The organism is Kitasatospora sp. NPDC091257 (assembly GCF_044757675.1).
Classification (GTDB): domain Bacteria; phylum Actinomycetota; class Actinomycetes; order Streptomycetales; family Streptomycetaceae; genus Kitasatospora; species Kitasatospora lactacystinica.
Genome location: NZ_JBIVVI010001432.1, coordinates 1 through 2,045 on the forward strand (window position 1 = coordinate 1; position 2,045 = coordinate 2,045).

The 2,045-nt window shown below is 73.9% G+C and carries 2 protein-coding genes; both read right to left on the reverse strand.

Going from position 1 to position 2,045, the window contains the following annotated elements; genetic code table 11:
* Positions 1–16: 16 nt before the first annotated feature.
* Complete coding sequence (locus tag ACIQOV_RS39060; RefSeq protein ID WP_401055601.1) at positions 17–592, reverse strand: flavin reductase family protein; 576 nt, start codon at positions 590–592, stop codon at positions 17–19.
* Positions 593–623: 31 nt separating this feature from the next.
* On the reverse strand, positions 624–1,970 hold the full coding sequence (locus ACIQOV_RS39065; protein WP_401055603.1) for an NtaA/DmoA family FMN-dependent monooxygenase: 1,347 nt from the start codon (positions 1,968–1,970) through the stop codon (positions 624–626).
* Positions 1,971–2,045 lie beyond the last annotated feature (75 nt).

Genomic DNA, 2,045 nt, shown 5'->3' on the forward strand with positions numbered 1-2,045 from the left:
GGGGGTCGTCAGGGCGTCAGCCATGGGGGGTGAGCTCACGGAACTGGCTGGTGTGGAAGACCAGCGGCTCCACTCCGGGGAACAGCTCGACGGTGAGCAGCTCCATCAGGACGATCTCGTGGTCGCCGCCGTCGTACACCGCGCTCACCCGGGCGGTCAGCCACAGCGCCGCGTCGTGGATCAGCACCGCGCCCTCCGGCGTGGCCTGCCATCCGGTGCCGTCGAAGCGGTCGCCCTCGCGGGAGGCGAGCCGCCGGCAGAGCGCGCCCTGACCGTGGCTGAGCACGCTCAGCCCGAGCTCCGGTGCCTGTGTCAGCCTGGGCCAGGTGGTCGAGGTGCGGGCCACGCTGACCGCGACCATCGGCGGCTCCAGCGAGATCGACACGAAGGAGCTCACCGCGAGCCCGACCGGTTCGCCGTCGCGCAGCGCGCCGAGCGCGACCACTCCGGTCGGGTAGGCCCCGAACGCCTGGCGCAGCGCCGCGGCGTTGGGCTCCGCCCCGGTCGGCTGCTCCGTGTGCGGCCGCCCCGCGGTCGGGGGCTGCGCGGACGCGGCGGCGGGCGGGTTCGGGGGGTGGGCGGGAGTGACCATGGTCGTCGCCGTCCTCTCGTCGCGAGTGGGTTCAGTGCCGGTACTGCGCGGCCGGGTGGCTGGCCGGCAGGGCCCGGTCGGACGCGCCGGTGAGCCGCTCGCGCAGCGACTCGCCGTCCGCGTACGCGCCGCGGAAGACGCCGCGGGCGCGCAGGATCGGCAGCACCGACTCGACGAACTCCGTGGTGGAGGCCGGCTGGACGGTCGGCGAGAGCAGGAAGCCGTCCAGGTCGGCGCCCTGTGCCAGGGCGCAGATCTCGTCGGCGATCTCCTCGGCGGTGCCGACCACCGGGCGGGCGCCGACACCGTGGGTGTGCCAGTCGGCGAGCACGTCGCCGACGGTCCGGCCGGCGAACCGGGCGACCTGGGTCTGCGACATCTCGGTGGACAGCTCCGACATCGGGGTGTCCGGCGCGTACGAGGACAGGTCGAGGCCGGTGAACATGGCGTAGCTGGCGACGGTGACCTCCGGGCGCTGGGCGTCCAGGACGCGCTGCCAGCGGCGCTCGGCGTCCGCGGTGGTGGCGCCGACCACGCAGGAGAACGCCGACATCACCTTGACCTCGTCGGCGCGGCGGCCCGCCCGCACGGCCTCCTCGCGGATCGCCGCGGTGTGCCCGGCGAGCTGCCGCACCGAGCCGCTGCCGACGAACATGCACTCGCCGTGCCGCCCGCCGACCCGCCGCCCGGCCGGCGAGGCGCCGGCCTGGAACAGCACCGGGGTGCCCTGCGGGGAGCGGGCGGTGTTGCCGTAGCCGTGCGAGCGGAAGTACGGGCCCTCGTGCTCGACCGGGTGCACCTTGGCCGGGTCGGCGAAGCGGCCGCCCTTGTCCCTCTCCAGGGCGTCCGGCTCCCAGGCGCCCTCCCAGTACTTGTAGACCAGGTCGAGGAAGTCCTCGGCCATCTTGTACCGGTCGTCGTGCGCCACCATGTCCATGCCGAAGGCCTTGACCGCGGTGTCGGCGGTGCCCGTGGTCACGATGTTCCAGCCGAGCCGGCCGCCGGACAGCTGGTCCAGGGTGGCCAGCCGGCGGGCGAAGGCGTACGGCGGCTCCACCAGCACCGAGCCGGTCACCACCAGTCCCAGGTCGGTGGTGCTCGCCAGCAGCGCCGAGGCGATCACGAACGGGTCCAGGCGCGGCAGGTCCAGGGTCTCCTCGGTGGCGATCGGCGGGCGCACCCCGTCGATCTCCGACCAGCCCCAGGCGTCGGCCAGGAACAGGAAGTCGAGCTTGGCGTCCTCGCAGACCTGCGCGATCTCGCGCCAGTACCCGAGGGTGTCGAACAGGTGCCGGCGGCTGTCGGGGTGGCGCCAGGTGGCGGTGCCGCTCGCGTTGGTCTGGGCGTTCTCGAACAGGCCGAGCTTGAGGTTGCGCATGGGGTGTTCTCCGTTGAACTGGTGATGCGGGGGTGGGGGGACCTGGGGTCCGTCACAGCACGGGGGAACGCGGGG